This window comes from Stenotrophomonas sp. Sm6012, from assembly GCF_030985895.1.
GTDB classification, from domain to species: domain Bacteria; phylum Pseudomonadota; class Gammaproteobacteria; order Xanthomonadales; family Xanthomonadaceae; genus Stenotrophomonas; species Stenotrophomonas forensis.
On record NZ_JAPTFX010000270.1, the window covers coordinates 1 to 1747 of the forward strand.

Here is a 1747-nt window from a genome sequence, read left to right on the forward strand (position 1 = left end):
AGCTTGCTCGACTGCATGGGAGATCAGTCGAGCAAGCTCGACTCTACTTCCACCCATGCCGGCGCGTGGTCGCTCGGGCGTTCCCAGGTACGCGGCTCGCGGTCGATGCCCGAGGCCACCGCGCTGCCCTTCAGCGCGTCGGAGACCAGGGTCAGGTCGATGCGCAGGCCCAGGTTGCGGCGGAAGCCCGCGGCACGGTAATCCCACCAGCTGAAGGTGCCCGCCTCGTCGTTGTGCAGGCGGAAGCCATCGTGCAGGCCCAGCTGCAGCAGCTTGTTGAGCGCGCCGCGCTCGGCAGTGGAGGTGAGGATGTGGTTTTCGTTCCACACCTCCGGGTCGTGCACATCGCGCGCGTCCGGGGCGATGTTGAAATCGCCCATCACGATCAGCTTCGGGTGCCGCTGCAGTTCTTCGGCGATCCAGGCATGGACGGCCTCCAGCCAGCGCAGCTTGTAGTCGTACTTGTCGGTGCCGATGTCCTGGCCGTTGACCACGTACAGGTTGATCACCCGCAGGTCGCCGAAGGTGCCGGCGATGACACGCTTCTGCTCGTCCTCGAAACCGGGAATGCCGATCTGCACGTCCTGCGCGGGCTCACGCGAGAGCAGCGCCACGCCGTTGTAGGTCTTCTGGCCGGCGAACACGCTGCGGTAGCCGGCGGCGATCAGCGCCGAATCGGGGAACTTGTGGTCCTCCAGCTTGGTTTCCTGGATACCGACGATGTCCGGGCCGAACGCCTTGAGCCACTGCTCCAGGTGCGGCAGGCGGACATTGAGCGAATTGACGTTCCACGAGGCGATCTTCATGCGGGGCATTCTACCCGGGTGGGGTCTGGTAGACGCCAACCCTGGTTGGCGCTTGGCACCTACCGGTAGTGCCGGCCGCTGGCCGGCAACGGTTGATCCGGCGCGCTTACAGCGCGCTCTGTGGGCGCACCTTCAGCACCGCATTCTCGGTGGCGCAGTCACGGCTGGAGTGCAGGCCGGCCTTGCGCGCGGCAGCGATCTCCCTGCGCGCGGCCAGCAGATCCTTGTTGAAGGCGGCGTTGTCGTGCAGGCGGGCCACGGCGGCGGCGCCCATGAAGCGGCCTTCGAGGATGTCGCTCTGCCAGTGCACGTTGCACACCAGGCGGCTCTCGCCGTAGTTGCGGCCACGGGCCTGGATGGCATCGGCGCGATCCGGCGCAATCTCCGACAGGATCAACGCCCAGGCCCAGCCGATCGAGGTGTGGCCGGACGGGTAGGAACCATTCTTGCGCAGGCCCTCCTCGTCCTTCGGCGAGCAGGTCGGCTCACCATTGACCATGAACGGGCGTGGGCGCTGGTAGTGGTTCTTGGCGGCCTTGGTGGCGGCGCTGGCGTCGATCCGGCTGCGCTCGAGCAGGCGGTACAGGGCCGGGGTCTTCACCGCATCGACGTCGATGTCGGCGGCACAGGAGAAGTGGTTGGCGCCTTCGGGGAAGCTGAGTTCGGCATCGATGCCGGCCTGGGCGAAGCGCGGGCCGCCACGCAGCGCGCGGGCTTCACGGCTGACCTGTTCGTCGAGGGCGAGGGCAGCCGAACCGGCCGCTGGCGGCGCCGGCACCAGGTCGAGGCTGGCCGGTACCGCGCTCTTGTCCAGGTAACCCACCGCCTTGGTGGTGATGTTGGCTTCGACGGCGGTCGGCTTGGCGGCGGTGGCGGCGCAACCGGCCAGGGCCACAGCGACGGCAAGGCCGAGCAGCGGGCGGGCAGGGTGGGACATCAGC

2 protein-coding genes are annotated in these 1747 nt (G+C 68.0%); both read right to left on the reverse strand.

Going from position 1 to position 1747, the window contains the following annotated elements; genetic code table 11:
* Nucleotides 1-23 precede the first annotated feature (23 nt).
* The gene (gene xth, locus O0J73_RS22295) at nucleotides 24-806 is read right to left on the reverse strand and encodes an exodeoxyribonuclease III (protein ID WP_008266625.1); all 783 of its coding nucleotides are present in this window, start codon (nucleotides 804-806) and stop codon (nucleotides 24-26) included.
* 106 nt (nucleotides 807-912) lie between these two features.
* Nucleotides 913-1743, reverse strand: a complete 831-nt coding sequence (locus tag O0J73_RS22300; RefSeq protein ID WP_345784124.1) for a phosphatase PAP2 family protein — start codon at nucleotides 1741-1743, stop codon at nucleotides 913-915.
* Nucleotides 1744-1747 lie beyond the last annotated feature (4 nt).

What these genes read in the sequence shown, in the direction of transcription:
- xth (WP_008266625.1), bottom strand. Translation starts at nt 806, where the DNA reads ATGAAGATCGCCTCGTGGAACGTCAATTCGCTCAATGTCCGCCTGCCG.
- O0J73_RS22300 (WP_345784124.1), bottom strand. Translation starts at nt 1,743, where the DNA reads ATGTCCCACCCTGCCCGCCCGCTGCTCGGCCTTGCCGTCGCTGTGGCC.